The organism is Bacillus sp. 5mfcol3.1, from assembly GCF_900114335.1.
Taxonomy (GTDB): domain Bacteria; phylum Bacillota; class Bacilli; order Bacillales; family Bacillaceae_G; genus Bacillus_A; species Bacillus_A thuringiensis_S.
Genome location: NZ_FOST01000001.1, coordinates 970,135 through 992,662, shown reverse-complemented (window position 1 = coordinate 992,662; position 22,528 = coordinate 970,135). Strand labels below are relative to the sequence as shown.

Sequence of the window (22,528 nt, the reverse complement as noted above, 5' to 3'; positions counted from 1 at the left end):
ACTATTTTTTTATATAGCTCCCCCATAAATTTAATAACCTAGCTTCTTTAAAAGATTTTGGTTTACTTTTCTTGTTTGTATTAAAGAAACGTTCAATTCTTTTAGGATCTAAAAACAGTACATTCTGAGGAGGATCTATTATATTAATGGCTTCCGTATCTGTTTCTATAATGTTTGTTGATGCCATTAATTCCATTAATTCTTCATCAATCTCTTCCTCATTACTGTTTATAACGATACAAAAATACTCATCCTTTATTTTAGAACTAATTTCACATTCACTTATTGCAATGATAACTTTATTTTTTACATCTGTAGTATTTTCTTTATCTCGAGCGTTGTAGATAGAGAATAACATTTTATATCCTCCATTGTGTTTCCCTTCATTAAAAAAGAACCTTGCATCCTTATGTGCTAAATATTTATCATTATAAAAAACTAAACATTTTATAATTTGGTCTAAGGAATTCTTTAAAAACATCTTGTCTTCATTTCTTTCCAAAGTATGTACACTATGCCAATTTTGCATATAAAAGAGCTTATGTAAAAAATTAGATAAAAATCTATGATCTAATTGCCATTGTTTATCAATTTGCTCCTTTAACCACAATGTCGTCTCTACAAGCTCATTTTGCAATCTATCATTCCATTGTTCTTTATAATTCAACTGTAATTCTTCTAGAATATTTATAAAATCTTCCATGACAGAATCATCTTTCAATTGAATATGCATTAGTTCCTTTGCCTCTTGCTCCCATTCAGATAACCATTCTTCTACCTCCTTTTTAGCAAAAACTAAATTCATCCTATCCATTCCAACATTATCTTTATGAGTGCGATTAACAATCTTTGACAACAGTCGTTCAAAAATATGTGAAGCAATTGAGAGTTTTAACTTTTCATGTTTTGTTTTTAACATAGCCTGAATTATGCATAATATATCTTTTTCTAACGAATCAAAACTACCTAATTTGTTAATATAAAGCCGTTCTAGACACCATTCAACACTTTCAGGAAGTAGTTCTTCAATGTTCCTTTTATATTCTATTTGAGTTTCTTTCGATTTTATAACTACATCTTTTTTCAATTTTCCATACAAAGTATCTTCTTTTAAATCTATTTTTAATCCTTCTCCGAATTTACAATTATCAGAATAACAAACTAGTCCTGGTAAGCTTTGAGCATTTGAATTAGTCCCAAGCTCAAACTGAATTTCAAATGAATCACGAGAAAATCCCCCCCCAAGAATCGCTTCTAAACTTTCACTATAGTTCGCTAAATTTAAAAATAATTTATCTAACCAACTGTTAAAATTTGAATTAAGTACGTCATTTATTTCTTCATCAGCTTTACCCGTTTTTTTACTTCTAGAATATAGATCATTAGGCTGTAAATGTTTCTTTGAATCCTCTCGTACAGTTTTGACCTGAATAAATCTAATACCATGTTTACTATGGAACAATGTAACATCATCAAAAAATTCGTAAATTACATGATCCCACCACGTCTGACTATGCGGATTAATCATGTCAAGTATATAATACATAGCTACATAATATTGATAAACAAATCCTCTAATTGCTGTTAATCCGCCTAAATCTCTAAATTTCCCTTCGACCAACATTTTTACAACTTCTTCTTTTTTCTCTTTATCAATACTTATTTTTGCTTCCTTGCAATAGGAATCTAATTTTTCTTCATAACATCCTGTATCCAGTTCTATAACCTTATTCATTATTTTTCTCCCTTTAATATATAATAATGTAAAAAAATATCTCCATAACAAATTTTTTCACATTACATCGCACTAGATTTTCAAAAGTGAATTAACTTCTTTATTCAATTAAACCGTAAACCATTTGAACATCATCTAATACTTTTAATTTATAGGACTTTAAATAATAGGCTGGGTATATTGTTCCATTTATAGATTTTGATTCGAAATACTCTATTAATTCTTTTGCTAAATTCCAATTATCTTGAAGTGTTGATTTTAAACATAAGACTACTTTTTCATCCTTAACTTCTCTTGTTGTATTATTCTCATCTAAAACCACATTATCTGCATAAACAAATAATAATTTCGATTTTAATTCATCTGAAAGCTTAAAATTCAAATTAATAGTCTCATGAATCTTTTCATAAGAAAACGTGTATGGAAACACTACTTTATATGTAGGGTACTTAATGTTTAAGTAATAATCATTACTTTCATTTTTTTCTTCTATATAAATAAAGGCAGGAAAACGATTTTTCACTTTATTAATAGGAAGATAGTTACCTTCTTTAAAAAACTCATAGCATTCTTTCGCTCTTATTTCTAAAGTTTGTAAATTATGAATTGTTAGCATATTATTAAAATCTGCAGAAGTAACTATATCAGGAATTGAATTTCGTATAACCGCTGATTTAGAAGCATTTGTTTTCTTAGCTATCCCATCCAATATTTTTAATTCCTCCTCACTTATACGTAGTTTCATAGTTTTTTCTTTTTTCATATCCATCCCCCCAAAAACGCACCTACAATAATATTTTGTGGACACACTTCCCACTAACCATATAATACCTAATATAGTTTTTTATAGCAACGAAAACCTCTCTTTAGTTTTTATTATAAACCTATGACTAACTTACTTCTTAACACCACAAATGTATTATTTTAATAGCAATATAATGGGTAGTAACATCCTCTGGCTGGGCACTTATACAGCGAATTTACACTTAAGTATTTTCATAAAAATAAAATGTTGTTAATACCCGCCATTCATGAACAGCTTCCATTTTTCAAACTGCATCTATGCACGATCTTTTTTCCAGTCGCTTCATAACATTTAGGGCAACCATTTCCTTTTAATCTGATTTTAACCTTAGCACCCCATTCATGGCCACATTTACCTAACCACCATACCCTTTTATTAGAACTATGAGAGATTTTATTTGGCGTTAATTTATTATTTTTAGTAGGATGCCATTCTTTTGCTAACTTGGGACTCATATAAGCCAAAGACTTCTCTTTTTCAGAGATTCTAGCTCCTTTATCATTTCATTATATAAGAGCCACATTCCTATTCCCCCTAATATGCACTCTCTGCTCACTAATTATTTTATATAATACAACCTTCGTAGATTATAATCTGGAGGAGAAAGAAGCAAACTTTTAAAAAATATGGTTTTAGAGTTTAAGAAGTGTAGTTTATTTTAAATCGAACAAGAATTTAGAATAGTTATAAAAAAAGATTGTCTAGAAAGTGTAATGAGCAAAGAAGAACTAGATAGAACACATTTATTAGTCTATTAGAAAGGGGGAAAAGGAGACCAACTATAGTTACTCTATTCTCAATTTCTAAAGCACTCTAATTCCAACCTCATATTATAATAATCGATATATATTATTAACTAACAAACAAAAAATATATATTAATATTTAACTTTACAGATTTCAATAAGAATCACAAAGCCCTCCTGCATAGCGCAGGGGGCTTGTTTTAAATATATAAATAATTTGTTACTAAAAACCACGAATTAAAACAATCCCAGTTGCTAAAAACGCAATATGGATAACAATAAGAAAACCAAACACACCATTAAAGAGCCTTACGATATTTTTTCGAGCTGGAATAGATTCACACACAGCTTTAAAAATATTTGCTAATTGTTGAACTAAATCTGTTTTTCCCTTAGTGCCAATTGCGTCTCCTTTATCTATAGAATTCGCAAGTTCTCTTATATCATTAGCCAGGTTTTTTAAATCCTCTAGCTCTTCGTCTAACGATAATGTTCTTAATGTATCAGCAAGTTCTTTCAATCTATCTGATGTGTTCTCTATCGCAATCACTGAACTATCGGCTAATTGGTGAATGGTGTTTAAAATATCAGTAATCTGTTTTTCAACTTCATCAATCATTTTGTCAATCTCAATTGCAGCTTCTTCAAATTCTCTTGCTTGATTGGCTAATGCTGCTGCTTGTTTCTTAAGTTTCTTAACCTGATTGGGTAGTCTTTTTTTATTATCTGCTAATTCCAATATTTTACTGGCGGTAACTTTTAGTTTGTCACCAGCTTCTTGTAACTTGTCTCGAATGTCAAAATTAAATGTAGCTCCTCTTACAGTATCAATCAGCTCGTCGGCTCGATCACGAACATCTTTGAAACCCTTTACTAGATTTTGTCCATTAAACAGCTCAATATCAGAAGGCGGTAAAGCGGTATCAAGCCATTCTCCAGCATCAACATCAATAATATTAACGTCCGAGGATGGGACCCGAATAACCGGAAGACTACCACGTAAATCTTTATAGAATAAAGACCCAGCAGGTATACCAACCTTTATATCCCAAGGAGGGAGCTTTATACTACCAATTTTTCCTTTCTCTATCTTTAGATTTCCCCCTAAGCCCCCCAAGACAGTTAAGAACGTATCACATGTAGATCGAACACCAAAAGCGAAAGGAACTAAAGGCCCCGCTATAATTCCTGTTAACACAAGTAAAGCACTTACTGGCTCTTGCATTTTAATCACGGATTCCGCAACGGCTGGCAGAGATTCACTTCCAATATGATGGATAGCAACACGAGCCTCTTCAATGGTTGCTACCAAACCTTCGTCATATTCTGGATTTTTACCACGAAAAACTATCTTACCTGCATACTGGTTTATTTCATCCTTATCTAATAATTTTTCTAAATTCTCTCGAAAAATGATTTCCGTTTCATACGGCCTTTCTAGCATTGAATTTAACTTAACAATAACCTCATTGGGGACATTATCGTCTTGTTCTAAGAGAACTAAGGCCTCAACGGTTAACCAAAATAAAGGTTGGTCTAAATCTCTACTTAATTCCCTTAAGGTTTTACTAGTATTTGGAATTGTTTTTTTAGTGATATAATCGATAAATTTAGTTACTGTAACAATTGAATTTTTTAAGGTAGAGGATGCTTTAGTGACAAAATCTTTAATTTCTTGTGGGAGCTTACTGAGGGTTTTTAAAACCCCATCTAGTGTTTCCACCACTTTCTGTAATGCAGATGGAATATCTTGTTCAAGATGTTCTGCTAGATCGTTAATATGGTCAGCGCCGTTTCGTGAAGCTCTTGCTCCTTCACTCAACTTAGGAATAATAGCCTTACCTTCTTTAATTACATTCTTGAATTTCTCTACCTGAGTATCCCAAAATTTAATCGCGTCCTTCCTCAATATAACCAAAATAGCAATTGAAATTACAGAATAGACGATTAAAAGAGCTCCTATTATTTTTAACATATATTCACTACTCCTTTTTCTAGCAATTCATTACGTGCTCTATTCCGATATTGATTAAAATCACGGCCTAATAGGGCTTTTAGTGAGAAATTTCAAATAATGGTTTGATGTTTGAATCTGCAGCAATATGCTCTGGAAAAATAAACCCACCTGAATCACGCAAAAATTCTATTCCTAATTGCTTAAAACATTCGGCAACGAATTCTGAACATATATACTCATAATCATCTTGATGCCTTCCAATACCTAGCCCTATACGTGACGCAATTTTAGCTATCTCATCTTTGTCATAATTTCTATTAAGCAAATCCACCACTTTTTCAAACATTCTCTTTATTTGCACTTTATCAAAGTTAGGATTATCAATGACTTGATGTCGGCCTACGTATATTTCTCCCTTATACTTTTCCCCACTGTTTTCATAATTGTAAAGGTAATGAGAGAGAGGTACAGCACGAACACCGTCGTCTTCTACACTTTCTAATATAAATACATATTCATTCCAATAAAATAACAAGGCCACATGACTAAATATAGAGTCCGAAACTTTTTTAATGAGTTCACTAAATAAATATTGACCATTACACAAAAGAATATCTCCAGTCTTTATTTCTCCTTTCGCTTTATCATAAGAAATTTTTTTTATCCCGTTAAATTTATTGCAACCCATATATACCACCTCCTATAACTACTAATATCTACTACAGAAAAAGATAGTATACTCGTTAAATCAAAAAAAAGGATTATCAAATTTAAAATAAGTATTCCAATGAGCTAGTAAGATTCAATGCAAATTTCTTGCACCATTTGATAAAAATTTGAAACCTCATATAAGTGGTTTAAGAGATGACTATGTTTAATGAATTAGTTTTAAAGAGAGGATAAAGAATTAGATAAGGCTGAGGAAAAAATAAAAGCAAAAAATTATTAGAGGGTTTTACGTAATCATTAAAATATTAAATGTACAATTTCAGCAAATGAATGCTTAAGTTGAAGTTATATTGAAAAAAACTTTACTTCTAATCTACAGGAATGTTTTTTCATAATATTCTTATCCCAACCATAATAGGAAAGAGAAAGCATTTATTTTCTGCTTTTCTCTTTCTCTATGTTAAATTTAACCTTCAAGAGCATCTTTTAAGAGATAGTAATTTCCTAGAATATACTTAACTTGTTGTTCAACGTTAGAATAAACTACTCCAGCAAAACAAATACCATCTATATTTTCATCTTTAAGTCTCATTTTTAAGCTAGAAGGGAAAGGATATTGTTTACTAAAACATATGAGTTCTTCACTCAAAACTATAAATTTTTATAAAACTCACTATACTTTACCGCTAAGGATTCCTTTAATTCTTTATTTTCTTTCTCTAAGCGCTCAATCTTAAATTTTAAAGATTCAATTATTACGTCTTTAGATTTTTCTGAAGTGTTAGGTTTATGATTTGCTACCTTTTTTAAAGTTACTTGTTCATTTCTAAGCATATCAATTTTCTTTCTAATACTTTCGTTATTATATAAGAATGATTTAGAAACTTCTCCCTCTTGTGAAACAGTATTATAATTAATTACCCTTTTATTCTTTAACATACTTTTTATAATTGAGAAAACCCTCTTCTCTGTATCTAAAGATTTTTTTTAGCTAATTCAACTATTTTAGATGTGTTAGGACTTTTATTCGACACTCTTCCCTCTCTCCTCTCCTACATACTCACGCCGTTCTTTTTTCATACCACTTATGCTCCCCCCCATTACTAATCTCATTCAAAATTTTTTTGTAATTCTGTATTTTTTTATTTGCAAATTCTAAGGACCTTAAGTGGTTGTTTCTTTCATAAATTCGAATATCATTTTCTAAGGCAGTAATTTGAGATTTATAATAATCAATGAATGAACTATCGACATGAAAACTCCTACAATTATTTGCTATGCATGGTGGCTCAATTACTTTCTCAGCATAATCGCATTTCATTTTAGTACTTTTAATACACATACCATGATCCATTCGAATTGAATCATAATTATGTCTAATCCACTCTAATTCTAAATCATTTTCAATAGCTTGTTCATCTATATCTACCTTAACTAATACACCCTCAATATCAAATTTAACCCCACCTTTACTTTTAGCTTTAAAATAAGCTTCTTTTAAGGTTTGATCATGAATTTTAGCATATGCTAAAGTCATCTCAGGAGAAGCATGAGCCATTAACTTTTGAACATGAACAATATTCATTCCATTGTTAATAAGAGTTACACCGTATCTATGCCTGAATGCATGATTTTTAAATCGATAAATCTCCCCATTAACATCTCTAATATTTGCTTTTTCTGCAAACTCATTTAAAACTCTTGAAAGATTTGAAGTAGTCTGTGGTTTACCTTTTCGCGGTCCACGATAAGACACAAATAAAAGGCTTTCCGGATTGTTCCCCGTTGTTGAATTCTGTTTACATATTTCTTGTTGGGACATAATGACTTTAGCTAATTGTTCTGATATAGGGACTTTATGATCTTTATAATTTATTTTCCTTTGATCTCCAATTAGCCAATAGTCGCCTTTATTGTCTTTTTCTAAACAATTTATTTTTAAACCTAGTACATCTGAACCTCTAAATCCTGAACCCTCCATAACTAAAATGATTGGTACGTATCTATCTCCAATTAAATGGATATTTTCAACAACTTGATCCCAAATATAATCTGGAATATACTTAGGACTGTTAAAGCTCTGACTTTTTGTTCGGCGTGGATTATCACTTGGGAGGAAGAGAGATTCTACATGTTGAAATGGTGCTTCATCCCACTCCATAATTTTCAAATCCCCAAGGAATTTTCTCACTATGGTAATATTACTACTTATATACGTATTTGTAGCTTTGATCTTTTTACGAGTTTTAATATCTAGTATCATTTTATTATTTATAACATCTAAATAAGCAACTATATGGCTACGCTTAATATCCTTTATTAATAATTCTGGGTAATTTTCATGTAAAAAGTTTAAGAATATAGAAAGTTCATGTAGATATCTAATTCCAATAGAAAAAGTTAAGTTTTTCAATTCTACTACTCTTGTATATATATATCTTTTTAACAATCCCTTATACTTTTGATTTATTTTAGTAAACTTCATTCTTTTTGTAGATGTATTAGTGTAATTAATCTCTACAGGCAATTTACTCCCATCCCAAATATCTTTTTCATACTCAGGTGTTTGATCAAACGCATCATAAATATAATTATAAAAAGTACTCATTAAAGACACTGCTGGGGTAACAGCAGTGGTATGATTTCTCGTTATTGACTTAACTTTGATTCCATTTTCAACTAAATAGTTCGTATATTTAAGCATTAATTCCTTTTTTGAAATTTCTAAGATAGTTTTGATATTCAGATATTTTTCATCTAAAAACTTTAACATTCTTTTTAAATGATGAGCTTTACCTTCAAATACTGTTATGACAGAATACAAACTATCCTGCAAATTTTTCCCAAAATAATACTTTATTTCATCCTTTATATTGCTATTCTTGCAAGAAGAAAAATCTATTCTATTCCGATAAGGGTTAATTCTTCTAGATGATTCTTTAGCTACTTCCATTTTGTCCCCGTACCAAATGTCAGATTTATAGCAAGGATGTTGTATAAAAAACTCCGTAACAACACTTTCTTGGTTATTCAGATTTTTTAAGTTCATTTTCTGTTCCTTTCTCTATTTATCGCTACTTTATTATATTCTTCTCTAACTGATTTCTCTGAAGGGTGAATATACATATTCATAGTAGTTTGAACATCTTTATGACCTAACAAGGTTTTTATTATAGATATTTCTAAACCAGTCTCGTGTAATTCTGTAGCTAACGTATGTCGAAACATATGAGGAGTAATACTAAATCCTAACTTAGTTGATAAGCTTTTAAAAAATGCCATTATAGTTTCATATTCACAAACTTCTCCTCTTGAAGGACCCATTAATTTTAAAAATAGATAATCATTATCAAAATTATTTTTTTCATGTACTTCATATATATAATCTTGTAATAAGTTTACTGTTTCAGACGATATATAAACTAATCTATTTTCTCCTGAAGGAGTTTTGGATTTGGAAATCAATATCTTTTTATCTGAAATATCAATGTCCTCAAGTTTTATTTCTAAAGCCTCTGAGATTCTTATACCAGTTTCATACAAGATGCTTACCAATAGCTTATTTCTTATATTTAATCTAGTTTGAAATATCTTTTTTAGTTGCCCTTCATTTAGCCTTTTATAAGGCTTTTTTGTCTCCCTAAGTTTTAAGGCACTCAATTTGTATTTAACATTCGATTTTGTATGCTCTAAAAATGACTTATAAGAATAATTTTTTTTAGCCGATTCGGAATAGAAGTCCAACTCAGTATCAATAATTCTTGGATAAAACCTTGCTAGATAATTATAGAAACCAAATACTGCCATTAGATTGTAATTTATTGTCTTAGGCTCCCTTTGTTTTAAAGTAATATTAGATTTCCCTTGGAGCCACCCTATATATTTGACTAGATCATTCATGAGGACCCTCCTAAAGTCTATTTGATTTAATTCAATAAAATCCCAATATAACTTTAATCTATAAGCGTACGATTTAATAGTATTTATTGATCTATTCATAGTTCCTAGAAACTTTAGATATTTGTTTACATATAAAAAAGGAATCCCTTCATTAGAAGTTAAGATATAAATCACTTTTTCTTGTACAATCTTTACTTTAATTACTTTAGACATACTCCACCTCTTATCATTAAAAACTTTAAATATCCTATACAGATATTTAGTATTCTATGTAAAAAAAATAAGCATCTAGTTTCTTAAGATACTTTAATTACATAGCTATATTATACTCTAGATAAATCTGTTACTTTCTTTTCATTCACATAACGCTTATTGTTCATAATGGATTCAATTGGTGCCGGTAATAAGCCTTTATATTCATCAAATTGACTTAACTTCTGTAAAATATCAGGGAACGTCGCTGCTTCTCCTTGTGTAACATAGTTAGAATCTGAACGTGGATAAGAAACAATCCCTTTTTGATAGAGTGCTTGCGTTATATCAAGCGTCTTTTTCGGTGAAAACTTAAAGGCTTTATTTGCCGTTGCTTGCAGTGATGATAAGTTGAATAAAAGCGGCGGCTGAAACTCTTTACGCTCCGTTTTCATTTCCTTCACAACAGCCGGTTTCCCTTGGCAAAATGCCGCAATTTTATTCGCCATATCAGGGTCTTTTAAGCGGGATTCATTATCCTTTTCCCATTTTCCGTCATATTTCTTTCCTTCTATATTAAAGGTTGCAAACACTTCCCAGAAAGGCTCTGACTTAAAGTTTTCAATTTCTTTCTCACGCTTTACAATCAATGCTAACGTTGGTGTTTGGACACGACCAGCAGAAAATACATCATTCATTCCTTTTTTCTTTAGCAAAATACTAAAGACACGTGATGCATTCATACCAACAACCCAGTCAGCGCAAGATCTTGTGTATGCTTCGTAATACGTATTAATTGTATCTGATTCGTCAAGTAAATTTTTAAACCCTTGATAAATAGCTTGCTTCGTTAAAGACGAAATCCATAGACGCTTCATCGGCTTTTGCACGTTACAAAGATTAATAATATTTCGTACGATTAGTTCCCCTTCACGCCCAGCATCGCCTGCGTGAATAATTTCTGTTACCTGTGGATTATGTAACAGCTGTTTCACAACGTTAAATTGCTTATACTTTGACTTTGTTACTTCAAATTGAAAACGCTCTGGAATCATCGGTAATGTATTAAGTGACCATTTTTTCCACTCTGCGTGATAATGCTCTGGATTACATAACTGCGTTAAATGACCAATTGCCCATGTACAGTACGCTCCATTTGGAAATAACTCATTTGCTTCTACTTCTAAATATCCATCTTTCCGGCGATATTTAAACTGTGAAACAAGAGCCAACCCTTGATCTGGTTTCTCGGCAATAATTAATTTCATTTTATAACTCCCTATCTGTATTCCAGTGTTACTTTCATTGTCTATATGTTTAGAAGCGATGATAAAACAACAATCTTATTTATCATTCGCGGTTTGTCTCGCAAATGTGAGACCTATAATATTATACGCTTATTCTTTATGGCTTCACAATAGAAACTCATAATATAACAATTTCTTTCACATGCTTACAATTAAAAAAGACGCCCTAAAAAATCAAGCGTTCCTTTGCTTACATCTATGAAATTGTGCAGATAATATGCAGATATAAATTATCATAAGTACACATATGATGAAATGAACGATAGGACAAGGAGGTATCATAATGTTTGCTTATACGTTAACTACCTTAACACTTTGCTGTACCTCAATTCTTATTGCATCCAATATTTCTAAACGTAAGGGTACCCTAATGGAGTATATGGTATTTATTATGTCTTTTAGTATGAGTATCGGTTTAAGTATTGGTTTTTATTTAGGCATTCTCTTTAAGGGGGAATTACTATATTCTACTTTACTTGCTATTTTAATTAGTGGTTTTATCGGTTTTTTAGTGGGTCTACGTTTTCACCTATATACTGCTTTAGAAGGACTGTTCTCTGGATTAATGGCAAGTATGATGGGAGCAATGATTACAGAAATGTTAAACGCTCAACAAGCTCATAGTATATTGTTCATTAGCCTTTTACTTACTATAACGATTACTATGTCCTGTGTGATTCAATTGTTATCGGAGAACTTTTCTACTTTTATCCAACAGCGTTTTTTGTTATTACTTTCAATTAGTGTAGTAATTATAGTTGCCGTATTCGCGACATTCCCACATCATACTCCTGCACCTTCACCTGGGCATAATCAACATATAAATTAGTACTTGCAACAAAAATGAATAAGCAGCTATCCATAGGATAACTGCTTCCTATTATTCTGGCTTATTAGGAATGTTTTGGTTTGGAACATAGTCAGATTTATAATCTGTATAGTTCACTTCCGTTACCATCCCTGCTGAAGCATGATGTAGGTCGTGACAGTGGAACATCCACTCACCGGGATTGTCTGCTACAAAGGCTACTTCATATTCTTCTCCTGGTTTTAAGTTCAATGTATCTTTTACAATTGGAGAACCTTCTATCGGTTTTCCATCTTTACTCAACACCTGGAAGAAGTGACCATGTAAATGCATTGGGTGATCATCCATTTTAGAACGATTTACCAATTTCACTTTTACTAAATCACCCTTTTTTACTTGAATTGGGTCAATATCCGGAAATACCTTTCCGTTAATTGTATATACCATTTCATTTTCATTCATTTGCGTATTTAAGTCCATATTATATGTGGCAGTATACTCTTGATTTAACGTGAAACTACCTAATTTTTTAGCACCATATTTCGTCATATCTAATTTCGCTAATTTTCCCTTTTCATCTGCTTTATCTTTCATCTCTTTGCTGCCATCATACTCAATAACAGCTTTCATTCCTTTTGCACCTTTATTTTTTGAATGGTCCTCAACATACCACTTCCCAGGATTATTAGCAGTAAATTCAATATCATAACGTTCACCCGGTGCGATTGAAATTACTTTATCCTTTATAACTTTTGGATTGTTTATTGGTTGACCATCTGTCGCAATTACTTTTATATCATGACCGTGAACATGTATATCATGTGATAGATAACCAGCATTAACAAGTCGAAGACGAACTTTATCTCCCTTATTCACTTTCAATGGCACTACTAAATCACCGCTTTTTCCATTGATTGTGAATAAATCATACATACTCATATCATGACCTTCCATCTTCATATTTCCATGGTCCATTCCTGTCATATTGCCAGAGTCTTTTTGATCACTGCCCATGTCCATACCGGAATGATCCATGCCGTTCTTATCGTCATTCTTTTTCGTATTTTCATCACCTTTAGATTTATTACCTATTTGCCCTTTTGTCATTTCTTTTAACTGCTTTTTAATTTCTTCTTTATCTGTAACCCATTCATCCAACATTAATGTGTAATCTTTATCATATTTTTCCTTTGTATCTTCTACAATGAGCGCTCCATACAAACCTCTATCTAATTGATTTACAGAATCTTGATGCGAGTGATACCAGTACGTTCCTGGTACGTTCGCTTCAAATTCGTAAGTGAAACTTTTTCCTGGTTCAACTGCATCTTGTGTCACGCCTGGAATTCCATCCATGTTATTTGGGACAGGATATCCATGCCAATGAATGGATACTGGTACAGATAATTCATTTTTTAATGTCACTTTCACCTTTTCACCTTTTTTCACCCGAATTTCTGGACCAGGAGATGAGCCATTAAATGTCCAGACTGGAACAATAACACCGTTACTTAATTTTTGCTTTTCTTCTTTCGCTATTAAAGTAACTTCTGGTCCTTTTTCAACCTTCAATGGTGTTGTAGCTGTTTCAGTCTGTAGTGTTTTTTTATCATTCATATTTTTATGATCATTTGTTGTATTTGTCGTCACAGAACAGGCAGCAATTAAAAATATTACAGAGACTGTAATGGCTGCTAATACAAATCGCTTCATGGAAAATCCCTCCTTTTTCTTTTTCAAAATCATTATAGAAGTTGATTTTCAAGAAAATAAGGAGATGTAATTAGATCTTACGTAAGCTAATTGGAAGATTACTAAAAGCGGAGACATTACAAGAGGCGAATATTTTAGAAATACAAAATGCTTTCCTTGTAGCGACTATATTAGCCGTTCTCGTATTTGTTTTGACGTTATTTCTTAAGAAACAATAACACTGCTATTATTAAATAAGAAAAATGTAGCTAAAATGCTCTTCACAAAAGAACTTAGATTTTTGTATAATAAGAACTAATGTTCTTTACAGACAATGGACTCAAATTACACAAATATATCAAATAGAAGAGGATTGATATACGATGAAAATTGATAGACCAAAAATTTCACCAGAGTTATCTTCAAAGAATTTTCAAGATATTTTTTATGAAGAAGATCCAACATTAGAAGTGTGTGAAATTATAGACTCCACTTTCGAAAATGAATCTGTAGATAGAGTGCGATTGTATGATGCAGTGATAAAGAATTGTAAATTCACTAATACAGACTTTAGCAATATTGATATTACAGATGTTTGTTTTGAAAACTGCGATTTATCAAATGTTAATTTAAGCAATTCTTCTGTTCATAGAGTCGAATTTAAAAACAGTAAATTAATCGGGGTTAATTTTGCAGAATCTAGCTTAGGAAATGTTAAATTTGAGAATTCAATTTTGAATTTAGCAGCATTTGGGAATTCTAAACTAGAAAAAATTATATTTAATGAAACTTCATTAAATAATGCAGATTTTTTTGACTGTAAACTTAAAAAAGTTGAATTCCAATTATGTAGTCTTGATGAAGCTAATTTTGATCAGACATCACTGAAGGGGATAGATATTAGTTCTTCTACCTTTGATACACTTACAGTTTCAGTGAACGATTTAAGAGGATGTAAAGTATCAACATATCAAGCTGTTCAGTTTGCTACTTTATTAGGATTAATAATTAAAGATTAGTATTTCGAAGAAAAGAACCCTATCCCGAATCATGGATTTTTTAATTGTCCACGATTCGAGATAAAGTTCAAATAAATTAGTGATGACTCTTTTATTATTTAACTACAGCTTGGTTTCCTTTTACATGTTCATTATTTACACTCATAAATTCTTCAATTTCTTCAACTTCTCTAATGATATCTTTTGACAAGTTTTCATACCCGTCTTTCGTTACAAGAATGTCATCTTCAATACGAATTCCAATTGATTCTTCTTCAATATAAAGACCAGGTTCAATTGTTATAACCATACCTTCTTCTAACATTCTATCTTTATATGTTCCTACATCATGTGTATCTAAACCAAGGAAATGGCTGACACCATGATAATAGTATTTTGATAACTCTTCATCTTCTTGAATTAAACCAATTGCTTTACACTCTTCTGCCAGTACCTTTTTTGTATGCTCATTTAATGCAGCGAACTTTAATCCCGGCTTAATAATCTCTGTTGTTTCTTTTAATGCTTTTAATACAATATTATAAATTTGTTTTTGACGACTAGAGAATATTCCATTTGCCGGGAATGTATAACTAATATCAGCGTTATAGTAGTCTTTTTGAGCACCTAAATCTAGCAATACTAAATCACCATTTTGAATTTGTGCATCATTATCTTCATAATGAAGAACTGTAGCATTTTTACCACTTGCCAAAATTGTATTGAACGCATGATGCTTAATGCCAGATGATTTCAGTGTAAAATCAAATTGAGCTTCTAATTCATACTCCATCATGTCTACTTTTGCATGCTTAAGTACGTTGTAAATACCGTCTTTCGTTATAGCAATCGCTTCTTTAATAATTTCAATTTCTTCCTCAGTTTTAAAAACTCGTAATTCACAAATGTTCGGATATACATTACCAATTGTTACGTGTGGATATTTTTCTCTTACATGTTTAGCAAATGCTAATGTTTTTGTCTCCGTACCATTCCACTCGCGACGTTCTATATCTAAATATAGATGCTTCGCATTTTCTGTAAAGAGTATATTTGATACTGCTTTTTCAAAGCTATCTAAATATAAAACTTTCTTTATACCTGAAATTCCCTCTGCTTCTTCGCTAGAAACTGTCTTCCCAACCCATTTTTCCATTACTGGATCTGATTTTTCAATGAAAAGTGTCTCTTCTACACTATTCCCAAACTTTTTCAGCATAAAAATAACATTTGGTTCATCGATTCCCGTTAAGTAGTAAAAATTACGATTCGGTACAAATTTATAATGTGCATCAGCTGACATATGCGGTGCTTGTCCCGCAAATAAAATCGTAACGGATTCATCAGGTAATGTTTTCGTTAGTCTTTCTCTATTTTGAGCAAAAAATGTTGATTTCATAATAATCCCCCTAGTATTCTATGTATGCTTGTGAAACTAATCATCAATACAATTCATTCTATTATTGTTATAATTTTTCGTCAATTAATTATACTCATAGCAAAAGGAGAATTTTCATTACTAGGGCCCCTTCCACGCTAAATTATGCATATCACTCCACAATTTCTTGATATTTATTCCATATACTTAAAATCTCATGTATAGGAAAGGGGTCTACAAATTTGAAACATTATGTAGCAACAGGTTTAGCAATTACTTCTTTATTAATAATTTCTGGATGTTCTAGCAACTTCGAAACAGCACCAGTGAAGAACGAAACGGCGCAATCTCAACCAAAAAATACAGAAACAGCAAATACGAGTCCGCAAGACTTCTATAAAGAAATTACATCTGGAAAAATCGAGCACATTCACGGAATTGGTTATGCAGGAAATATGTCTGGGATTTCTATCGCCACTCATAGCGGGATAAAAGTTTATCAAAATGGAAAATGGTTTAAAACTAAGACTGAGCTACATGATTATATGGGATTTCAGGCAACGAAGAACGGATTCTTTGCCAGTGGTCACCCTGAACCAGGTGCAAATTTAAAAAATCCTTTAGGATTATTGAAAAGTTCTGATGGCGGTAATACCCTTGAAAAGCTAGCGTTTTATGGAGAATCCGATTTTCATAACCTTGCTGTCGGATATAATACGGAAGCAATTTATTTATACAACGAACGCCCTAATTCTAAATTACAACAAGGTTTTTATTTCAGTACGAACAACGGACAAGAATGGAAAAATAGTAAGTTAAAAGGTCTTTCAAGTACGATTCATTCCTTTTCAGTACATCCGAATCAATCTAGTGTAGTCGCGGTAAGTGCTAAAGACGGTGTTTACTTATCTACAGATTACGGAAATACATTTGAACTATTCGCTAAATCACTTGAATCGACCGCAATTACATTAAGTAATGAAGATGTTATTTACGCCCCTATTAATAAGCAAATCGTAACGAAGAAATCAATTGCTACAAATGAAGAAACAAACATACAAATTCCACCTTTAGATTCTAAAGATGCAATTATGTATATTTCACAAAACCCTCAAAATTCAGCCGAAATCGTATTTGCTACAATGAAATCAAATGTATTCCTCTCTACAGATGAGGGTAATACGTGGAAGCAGATTGCTAATGAAGGAACATTCCAATTTAAGTAGAAGGGTGAATATAACGTGTTTTCAACAATAAGTGAATGGAGCTATCAACTCATGTCTCCTTTAATGGATGCCGCGAATGCTACGAAATCTGTACCTCTTTTATTTTCGTTTTTATTAGGCATAGTAGGTACCCTTGCTCCTTGCCAATTAACAGGAAACATTAGTGCTATTACACTTTATAGCAACCAATCTTTACAAAAGGGACATGTATGGAAACATATACTTTTATTCATTTTAGGAAAAATAATGGCTTTTACGACGCTTGGACTATTAGTATGGTTTTTAGGAAAAGAGATTCAGCAAATATTGACTTTGTATTTTCCATGGTTACGAAAAATGATGGGACCCCTATTAATTTTAATGGGGCTACTGTTGTCAGGTATTATAAAAAGAAGATATTTCTTCTCGATTAAATTTATACGAAATCAAAATGAAGTTGGTTCATTTTTACTCGGATTCTTCTTTTCCTTAGCTTTTTGTCCGACTATGTTCGTTCTATTTTTTGGAACGTTAATCCCTTTATCTTTATCATTTAATTACGGGTACTTGTTTCCAACGTTCTTTTCGATAGGAACTGCGCTTCCTATCGTCGTATTAATGTCCTTCATCTCCTATCTGGGATTAAACGGGGCATTACTAAAGAAGAGTAGGAAAATAGGAAATAGCATTCAGCGTATAGCTGGTTTTCTCCTTATTTTAATCGGATTTTATGATACTGCTCTTTATTGGTAATACATACAAAAGATAAGCTCTAGTGAAATGAGCTTATCTTTTGTAATATTATATTCATTTTTTTCTTTTGCTGTAGTTGAGCTAATAAATTCTTAACAAACGCGAGAAACAGCGGGTCATTCTCTTTTTTAGGTGACCATTGCATAATAAGTTGTCGTGGAATTGTAATTTCTATCGGCTGTACAATGAAGTCATGAATAATTTGCTTATGTAGTCCTGATAACGGAACGATTGTTATACCATTAACTTGTATAGTAAGTGCTAATGCTGAACTAATTGATTCTGACTCCATCACTTTATTAACTGTTATTTCATTTTTCATCAAATACGGTTCGAGCACTTCTTTGCAACCAGAAAGTGGCATAATAAAAGGATCATTTTTTATATCATTAATAGTAAGGTTAGGCAGAACTTTTTTTGAAGAAACCATAACATACGGATCTTCACCAATGACATCATAATGAAATCCTTGTATTAAATTTTCTTTTATAGAAATAGAAAAATCTGCACTACCTGATGATAGCCAATCTAACACTTCTTGATAGCTTCCTTCTCGAACTGCAAGTACATATTGACTATGATCAATATTCCCTAGTTGAATACACTCCGCCAAACAATATACAGTAACGGAAGGATACGTAGCTAGTACAATTTTATACAAGCTTTTATTCTTCAACTGGAAAGCTGTTTCCTCAAGTTTTTCATACTCCATTAGAAGTCGATTCACACCAACTAAAAATTCTTTGCCATTTTCAGTTAGAATCGTTCCTTGTCTAGAGCGATCAAATAACGTTATAGCATATCGTTTCTCTAATTTGTTAATAATATGGGTTATTGCTGGCTGTGTCATATGTAATTCCTTTGCTGCCAGACTAATACTATTTAAACGAGCCACATATGTAAAGACTTTAAAATCAAAAACATTCATTCTGTTCTCCTTATATAAAATATATTTATATCATCTATAAATAACCTTCATTATATTTATGAAACCACTTCATTTACACTGAGTATACATCATCAATATTACAAATAGATGAAACTTATATACCCTAGAGGAGTGTTGATTAAATGAGTACTTACATTTTAGTACATGGAGCATGGCAAGGTGAATGGGCATGGGAATTAGTAAAACCTCAACTAGAGGCTTTAGGTCACACTGTTATTACACTAGACTTACCTGGAAGTGGGAAAGATACAACTCCTTCACAAAATATAACGTTAGATTCCTATGTTGATGCAGTAACAGCTAATATAAATCAACAAAATGAAAAGGTTATTCTTGTTGGACATAGTATGGGTGGAATCGTTATTACTCAAACTGCTGAACTTATACCAAATAAAATCGATAAATTAGTATATCTTTGTGCTTTCTTACCACGAAATGGAGAAAGTCTTGGTAGTAAATTAGACGGAGAAGATGGCCCGCAATTCACTATAAATGAAAATGACTTGACTGCTGAACTTATACCTAATCTAATTGAACAAACATTTTTAAATGCTACAGAAGACGGTTCTATTAAAGAAGCATCTTTTAATCAAATGCGTCCTCAACCATTAGGACCCTTCCAACAAGAGCTGAAAATATCTGAAGAAAACTTTGGAGCCATAGATCGCATTTATATTGAAACGACTCTAGATAGAGCGATTCCAATTGATTTTCAGCGCCGAATGAATACAGAAACACCTTGCAAGAAAATTATTACTTTAGAAGCTGATCATTCTCCATTTTTCTCTAAAGCATCGGAACTTGTTCATTACTTAAATGAATTAAACTAAATTTTTCATAAAATAAATAGACACTCACAGGTGTCTATTTATTTTACTAATTAAAAGCTATCTTTACTCTATCTACATTGCCATGCCCTTTTGCTTCATCTCCCACTTTTTATACAGTAGTACTGCACCAAATAAAAATACTCCCGCAACAAATGAAGCTACTGGTAACATCTTTATCATTCCATCTGGAAATACGAGCGGCAATAATGGAAATGCATACACTGCTGGAATACGTACACCAGCAATTTTTAATAAAATAAGCATTAATATCATATTTAATAAAGTGACTACAATCCATGAATCAATCGCAAAGTACAATATTGTTCCAACAGTTGCAGATGTAGTTAATACTACTATTTGTTTAAAAGCCATTTTTTCATTGTACATCGGCTTTTGAAGTGATTCATATACAACAACTAATATTGGTGGAATAACTGCTAATTGTTCATAACCAGTTATCCAACATAAACTAATCCATACGAAATTTAGTATGAGAAATACAGTCATATATTTATACTGTATTTGCACTTTTCGCTTAATACCGTTATTCAATTTAAATATAAGAACACCAACCATTAAAATAAATGTTAAAGCGAATACCGCGATAACAAATGACCATTCCGTCGCATTTGTTACTAATGGTAATAAACCTGTCGCAATAGATGGTGCTAAATTGGATTGAATTACACGTAAAAAAAGCATCATGAATACAAGCGTTAAACTTACTTTCCCTAAATAAGCAATATCCATTTGATTCACCATAAAACCAATCACAGCTGTTATTGAAGGTGCAATGAAGATTTTTTCTGGTTGACTTAACCATCCTGGCTCACGATACGCCCATAAAGCAATTGCCATCGCTGCTATTTCCGGCAGAATAACTTCCGGATCATTTAATAACACACCCGCTGTTACCATGGCTAAAATAAATAAAATAGCAATCGTATATGAGATGATTGTTTCTTTCTTTGAAATTACTGCATTCATTATTACATACTCCTTTGTGCTCATTTCTTTCATAATGTAAAACAACTAATTTTATACCCTACTACGGTATTGTATATTAACATCTTTTCTATTTCAAGTATCATTAAGTTATTCACATCCTTTTTCACTCCATGCTCTTACAAAAAAGAAATTTTTATAGACGTTGACACTTAATGAAAGATAGGTTAAAATAACTATACATTAGTAAGTAACTAATGTAATTAATTCTAACTAGAGGTGAAAACAAATGCAAAACATTTTATTCCGTATTAATGAATTATCAAAAAAAGAAAGAACATCTGGATTAACAGTTGATGAAAAACAAGAACAACAAATGTTACGTCAAAACTATACAGAAACATTTCGTGGAAGCCTAGATTCCATTTTATTAAATACAAAAATTGTTGATTCGAATGGTCTTAACGTTACACCAGTTGCATTACAAGATGCTCAAATACGTTTAAAATTAAGCAAATGAGTTCCGCGCTAAAGAATTTCAATAAAACATAAACAGAGCTGGATTTCCTATATAGAAATTCCAGCTCTGTTTATTGTCTTTTCTAATTTAGTAAACGAGCGATACATCGCAATTCTCCACGACACAATCATCGCAAATGCTAGTAAGAAAAACATGCCGCTTAACTCTGCCAAATCAATTGATTGGCTTAAATATGACTTTAATGCCACGCGTACAGCTAATAAGCCTACTAAAATGAATATGAATGCTTTTGACGGTTTCATAAATATATGTTCGCCTTTTATTTCGAACTTAGTTGTTTTAATAAGAAAAATAGAGAAAATAATCCCTATACTAATTGCCTCGACTATTTCTAACGATGTTAATCGAAAATCTGGTAAAAAGTACATCATCGCGCCTGTACTCATAAAAATTGGTGGTAATATAATTTTCTTTTTCGTTACCGGCTTTTTCGCTGCTTTAAAACGTAGAAACATTACCCCAACAGCCATACAAACCGCTATGACACTTGATAAAAGTGCTATCATACTTTCCACTCCTATCTATTTAAATGACTTTTTTAGCAAAATCATAAACCAATAAGTAACTACATGCCGCATTATAGAATTTCTTCATTATATTCCTCCTGCTGTAAACTTTCCATATTCGCTGCAATCATTTTACGCAAAGTTTATGAACGGAATATGAACAAAAAAGCCATTCTGCAATTAATAATTGCAAAATGGCTTTTTAACTTATTTTAAATCGTCAATTGTGAAAGCACCTGGAAGTAATTGCTCAACAGTCACTTCTTTTTCATCACCTTTTACATTCGTTAGTAATACAGGCATTTTCGGATCACAGAATTCAGCAATTACTTGTCTACACGCACCACATGGTGAAATCGGTCCATCAGTTTCTCCTGTAATAACTAAGTAACTAAAATCGCGCTCCCCTTCTGATACCGCTTTAAATATTGCTGTTCTTTCTGCACAGTTACATAAACCATAAGAAGCATTTTCTATATTACAACCAGTATAGATTTTCCCTTCTTTCGTAACTAACGCTGCGCCAACAGGAAATTTAGAATACGGAATATACGCTTTCGATAACATCTTGTTTGCTTCTTCAATATATTTTTTCTTATCCATATTATTTCCC

General features: G+C 31.7%; 19 protein-coding genes and 2 pseudogenes. 6 read left to right on the top strand and 15 right to left on the bottom strand.

The annotated features are described in order from the left end of the window. Position 1: 1 nt before the first annotated feature. From BM089_RS05175 to topB, 9 genes and pseudogenes are all read right to left on the bottom strand, one after another. Positions 2 to 1,735 carry a dsDNA nuclease domain-containing protein gene (locus tag BM089_RS05175; RefSeq protein ID WP_090976185.1) on the bottom strand — a complete coding sequence of 578 codons (1,734 nt, stop codon included), beginning with the start codon at positions 1,733 to 1,735 and terminating at the stop codon, positions 2 to 4. 100 nt (positions 1,736 to 1,835) lie between these two features. After that, a complete protein-coding gene (locus BM089_RS05170; protein ID WP_090976183.1) occupies positions 1,836 to 2,498 on the bottom strand; it encodes a ribbon-helix-helix domain-containing protein in 663 nt (220 codons plus the stop codon). Positions 2,499 to 2,764: 266 nt separating this feature from the next. Continuing rightward, a complete protein-coding gene (locus tag BM089_RS05165; RefSeq protein WP_175495682.1) occupies positions 2,765 to 2,995 on the bottom strand; it encodes a zinc-ribbon domain-containing protein in 231 nt (76 codons plus the stop codon). A 513-nt stretch (positions 2,996 to 3,508) separates the two neighbouring features. Beyond that, positions 3,509 to 5,260, bottom strand: a complete 1,752-nt coding sequence (locus BM089_RS05160; protein WP_090976179.1) for a hypothetical protein — start codon at positions 5,258 to 5,260, stop codon at positions 3,509 to 3,511. Between the two features lie 79 nt (positions 5,261 to 5,339). Then, the gene (locus BM089_RS05155) at positions 5,340 to 5,930 is read right to left on the bottom strand and encodes a YiiX/YebB-like N1pC/P60 family cysteine hydrolase (protein WP_090976177.1); all 591 of its coding nucleotides are present in this window, start codon (positions 5,928 to 5,930) and stop codon (positions 5,340 to 5,342) included. Positions 5,931 to 6,562: 632 nt separating this feature from the next. Beyond that, positions 6,563 to 6,880 (bottom strand): annotated as a pseudogene (locus tag BM089_RS05150) (DUF6262 family protein); the annotation flags it as partial. Between the two features lie 91 nt (positions 6,881 to 6,971). Further along, entirely contained in the window at positions 6,972 to 8,864 is a 1,893-nt protein-coding gene (locus BM089_RS05145; protein WP_180231319.1) for a tyrosine-type recombinase/integrase, read from the bottom strand. Between the two features lie 92 nt (positions 8,865 to 8,956). Further along, positions 8,957 to 10,024 carry a tyrosine-type recombinase/integrase gene (locus tag BM089_RS05140; protein ID WP_090976171.1) on the bottom strand — a complete coding sequence of 356 codons (1,068 nt, stop codon included), beginning with the start codon at positions 10,022 to 10,024 and terminating at the stop codon, positions 8,957 to 8,959. A 125-nt stretch (positions 10,025 to 10,149) separates the two neighbouring features. Then, positions 10,150 to 11,271 (bottom strand): annotated as a pseudogene (gene topB, locus BM089_RS05135) (DNA topoisomerase III); the annotation flags it as partial. A 322-nt stretch (positions 11,272 to 11,593) separates the two neighbouring features. Between topB and BM089_RS05130 the strand changes: the two are divergent. Further along, a complete protein-coding gene (locus tag BM089_RS05130) occupies positions 11,594 to 12,139 on the top strand; it encodes a hypothetical protein (RefSeq protein ID WP_000458530.1) in 546 nt (181 codons plus the stop codon). Between the two features lie 51 nt (positions 12,140 to 12,190). Here BM089_RS05130 and BM089_RS05125 read toward each other — a convergent pair whose 3' ends face one another. Then, positions 12,191 to 13,831: a multicopper oxidase family protein gene (locus tag BM089_RS05125; RefSeq protein ID WP_090976169.1), complete on the bottom strand. Its 1,641-nt coding sequence runs from the start codon at positions 13,829 to 13,831 to the stop codon at positions 12,191 to 12,193. Between the two features lie 362 nt (positions 13,832 to 14,193). Here BM089_RS05125 and BM089_RS05120 point away from each other — a divergent pair, with 362 nt between their 5' ends. Continuing rightward, positions 14,194 to 14,829 carry a pentapeptide repeat-containing protein gene (locus BM089_RS05120; RefSeq protein WP_000687268.1) on the top strand — a complete coding sequence of 212 codons (636 nt, stop codon included), beginning with the start codon at positions 14,194 to 14,196 and terminating at the stop codon, positions 14,827 to 14,829. A 94-nt stretch (positions 14,830 to 14,923) separates the two neighbouring features. Here BM089_RS05120 and BM089_RS05115 read toward each other — a convergent pair whose 3' ends face one another. After that, positions 14,924 to 16,207 carry an aminopeptidase P family protein gene (locus tag BM089_RS05115; RefSeq protein WP_061660351.1) on the bottom strand — a complete coding sequence of 428 codons (1,284 nt, stop codon included), beginning with the start codon at positions 16,205 to 16,207 and terminating at the stop codon, positions 14,924 to 14,926. Between the two features lie 221 nt (positions 16,208 to 16,428). Between BM089_RS05115 and BM089_RS05110 the strand changes: the two genes are divergently transcribed. Next, the gene (locus BM089_RS05110; RefSeq protein ID WP_000683841.1) at positions 16,429 to 17,412 is read left to right on the top strand and encodes a F510_1955 family glycosylhydrolase; all 984 of its coding nucleotides are present in this window, start codon (positions 16,429 to 16,431) and stop codon (positions 17,410 to 17,412) included. A gap of 15 nt (positions 17,413 to 17,427) precedes the next feature. Next, on the top strand, positions 17,428 to 18,144 hold the full coding sequence (locus BM089_RS05105; RefSeq protein ID WP_219993459.1) for an urease accessory protein UreH domain-containing protein: 717 nt from the start codon (positions 17,428 to 17,430) through the stop codon (positions 18,142 to 18,144). 19 nt (positions 18,145 to 18,163) lie between these two features. Here the strand turns inward: BM089_RS05105 and BM089_RS05100 are convergent, their stop codons facing one another. Continuing rightward, positions 18,164 to 19,072 (bottom strand): LysR family transcriptional regulator, encoded by a 909-nt coding sequence (locus tag BM089_RS05100; protein WP_090976167.1) that lies wholly within the window; start codon positions 19,070 to 19,072, stop codon positions 18,164 to 18,166. A gap of 143 nt (positions 19,073 to 19,215) precedes the next feature. Between BM089_RS05100 and BM089_RS05095 the strand changes: the two genes are divergently transcribed. Continuing rightward, positions 19,216 to 19,923 (top strand): alpha/beta fold hydrolase, encoded by a 708-nt coding sequence (locus BM089_RS05095; protein ID WP_000109165.1) that lies wholly within the window; start codon positions 19,216 to 19,218, stop codon positions 19,921 to 19,923. Positions 19,924 to 19,995: 72 nt separating this feature from the next. On the opposite strand, the gene BM089_RS05090 is transcribed toward BM089_RS05095, so the two are convergent. Beyond that, a complete protein-coding gene (locus tag BM089_RS05090; RefSeq protein ID WP_139213208.1) occupies positions 19,996 to 20,910 on the bottom strand; it encodes a hypothetical protein in 915 nt (304 codons plus the stop codon). A gap of 247 nt (positions 20,911 to 21,157) precedes the next feature. Here BM089_RS05090 and BM089_RS05085 point away from each other — a divergent pair, with 247 nt between their 5' ends. Then, positions 21,158 to 21,388 (top strand): DUF896 domain-containing protein, encoded by a 231-nt coding sequence (locus BM089_RS05085; RefSeq protein WP_001179618.1) that lies wholly within the window; start codon positions 21,158 to 21,160, stop codon positions 21,386 to 21,388. A 47-nt stretch (positions 21,389 to 21,435) separates the two neighbouring features. Here BM089_RS05085 and BM089_RS05080 read toward each other — a convergent pair whose 3' ends face one another. Both BM089_RS05080 and BM089_RS05075 read right to left on the bottom strand, forming a co-directional pair. Beyond that, the gene (locus BM089_RS05080) at positions 21,436 to 21,915 is read right to left on the bottom strand and encodes a CcdC family protein (RefSeq protein WP_000561069.1); all 480 of its coding nucleotides are present in this window, start codon (positions 21,913 to 21,915) and stop codon (positions 21,436 to 21,438) included. A 207-nt stretch (positions 21,916 to 22,122) separates the two neighbouring features. Then, positions 22,123 to 22,518 (bottom strand): cytidine deaminase, encoded by a 396-nt coding sequence (locus BM089_RS05075; RefSeq protein ID WP_000358533.1) that lies wholly within the window; start codon positions 22,516 to 22,518, stop codon positions 22,123 to 22,125. Positions 22,519 to 22,528: the final 10 nt, after the last annotated feature.